Origin of the sequence: Dyadobacter sp. (genome assembly GCF_051859145.1) — a bacterium.
Taxonomy (GTDB): domain Bacteria; phylum Bacteroidota; class Bacteroidia; order Cytophagales; family Spirosomataceae; genus Dyadobacter.
Genome location: NZ_JBHYGF010000485.1, coordinates 1 through 2,577, shown reverse-complemented (window position 1 = coordinate 2,577; position 2,577 = coordinate 1). Strand labels below are relative to the sequence as shown.

2 protein-coding genes are annotated in these 2,577 nt (G+C 46.3%); both read right to left on the bottom strand.

Features of this window, described 5'->3' with window-relative positions:
• A partial coding sequence (locus ACTIE6_RS22480) for a carboxypeptidase-like regulatory domain-containing protein (RefSeq protein ID WP_439558764.1) occupies nt 1–1,419 on the bottom strand: 1,419 nt, incomplete at its 3' end.
• 10 nt (nt 1,420–1,429) lie between these two features.
• Nucleotides 1,430–2,577, bottom strand: a 1,148-nt coding sequence (locus tag ACTIE6_RS22475; RefSeq protein ID WP_439558763.1) for a TonB family protein, incomplete at its 5' end; no start/stop codon positions are given.

The following is a 2,577-nucleotide window of genomic DNA, read 5'->3' as shown; positions in this document are numbered from 1 at the left end:
AACTCCTTTCACGATCAAGACATTTTTCAATTCGCCTGCCTTGTCAACCGTGAACCTGACTAACACAACTCCTTCCACATTGGCTTTGAGCGCGGCAGCCGGATATTTGATATTGTTTTTCAGGAATTCCACCATTGCAGCGTGTCCGCCCGGGAACTCCGGTTTTTGTTCAGCTACCTGATAGTCCGGCTTGTTTGCCGCTTTGTTTGGCGTAAACGTTTGTACCAATTTAGGTTCTGCAGGAGCAGCAGCTCTGGTAATCGTTGCCGCCTGGGAACTGCTGCTTTCAGGTTCAATGACGATAACATAACTCACCTTTCCTTTGCTAAGTGCAACTTCCTTTGCCTTGAACTGAATGTGGCTGACTACAAGGGAGGCATTTTCAGGAACATTCTTCAACTCGAAATTTCCTTCTCGGTCTGTTGCTGCGCCTTTTGTTCCGTTTTTGATGACCACGTTTGCACCTGGTACCGGCTTGTTTTTCTGATCAAATACCTTTCCTCTGATCACCGGAATTTCGTTGAGTGCAGTAGTTCGGTCCCCGGCAGGCTGAGGAATATACTCACGGGCTGCTGTCAAGAACACAGTAGCGACTGCTATCGGCAGGATGAGCAGATACTTGCTCAGCAGCCATTTGGATGTGCGGTTTTTGTAAATCATTTTAATGCGGTCTTTAAGTAGTGAAGCATTTGAGAAATGATTGGTAAGTACCTGTCCGGGTACCTTCAACGCGTAGGAAACAAGGAAATGCGCATAGCTGTCACGATGGGTAGCTTCCACATCGGCGAGGTATTCATGTAAAGTCTGCAACGATCTTTTGTAGAACCATACCACCGGATTTACCCAAAATAAAACCTTGATAAGCTCAATCAGTAAAATATCCAGACTATGCCACTGACGGATATGCACATGTTCGTGCCGGAGAATGGTGTCGGGGTTGTTCTCATAATCTGCCTGGTTGACAACCAGCCATTTGAAGAATGAAAATGAACCGGAGTTGGTCTTTTTAGCTTGTTTATAGTCCAGGAAAATAAGGGTATACGCTTCCAGCTCAATGCGCTCGCCGTTTTTAACCAAAACAAATAACCTTTGGAAAGACCTTAAAAGCTTGGCCAGCATGAAAACACAGCCCGACAAGTACACCCAAAAAAGGAGCTGTGCCCAGTTCACTTGTTCTTCCGGTGCCGCGGATGTTACCGTATTTGCTGCGACTTGCTGCACCATTTCTGTACTTCGCTCAGCAACTTCCACGGGCGTGTAAAACACAATAAGCGGCAGGAGGAACGAAGCGGCAATTGCGGCCAGCAAGTAGATCCGGTTCCATTGAAAAAATGTATGTTGGCGGAAAAACAGCCAGTAACAGCAATAGAAAAGGATCAGGTACAGGTTGGTTTTAGCCAGATAAATGAGCGTTTCCATAAAGCCGCGGCTAGTTTTTTGTTTTGATAAACACGACCCCGTTTTTGCCATCTTCTCCGTAGATCGAAGTAGCACTTGTCTCTTTGAGTACGCTTATAGACTCAATCGTGTTTGGATCAAGCTTGCTGATGCCGATGTCATGTCCCTGCTTGACACCGTCTACAATGTAGAGAGGAGCCTTCGCGAGAGAAAGAGATGGATCGACCCTGATTTGTAGTCCCGAACCAGGCTTTGTGTTTAATTGCTCCACTTTTGCGGTAAACTGGTTGGTAGCTTCGGCAAGCGGCACGAATGCAGTTACAGTGGCTGTCTTGACTGTTTCCGCAGAATTGGGCTTGGTCGCAATTTCAATAACCCCATTCTTGCCTTTGTTTCCATAGATAGAAGTGGCCTTCGAATTTTTGAGCACATTTACGGAAGCGATTTGGTCGGGAGCGAGTTTCTGTGCGACTGCTGCGTTTTCTACTTCTTTTCCGTCCACAACATAAAGTGGCGCCTTTTCACCAGTTGGTACGTTCAGCTTAGCCTCACTATCGGCATCTTCCAGCTGGAAATTATTATGCAGATTGTACCTTACATTGACCTTGTGGCCACTCTGCTCGCCCGGTTTCCAATCAGGGAAGCTTCTTAAAACGCGGACTGCCTCCTCGTCACATCCATAGCCAATTCCTTTCAGTACATTGATATTTTGGATCTTGCCTGTTTCAGTTACGATAAAAGATAAGAAAACCCTTCCCTGTACATTTGCCTTTACAGCGGCAGTCGGATATTTGATGTTTCGCGCCAGAAACTTGAACATAGCCTCTGTGCCACCGGGAAATTCAGGTTGGGTTTCAACGACTGTGAAGACCTTTTCCGGTAATACTTCCTCTTTTATTTCCGTCAACTCAGGCACGCTGTAATCCTCCTTTTCGCATCCGGCTACAATCAATGCAGTGGCGCCTATCATGGTGGCAGCAAACAGATAAGTACTGAGCAGCCATTTCGGACTTCTGTTTTTGTAGATCATCTGGATTCGGGATTTAATTTGTGATGGTTTGAAAAAATGGTTTGTCAATGAAGCAATGGGCGCATTCAATGCATAACTCACCAGAAAGCGGGCGTAGTTTTCGCGGTTTGAAGCTTTGGAGTCGGCGAGGAATTCGTGTACCTCCTGCA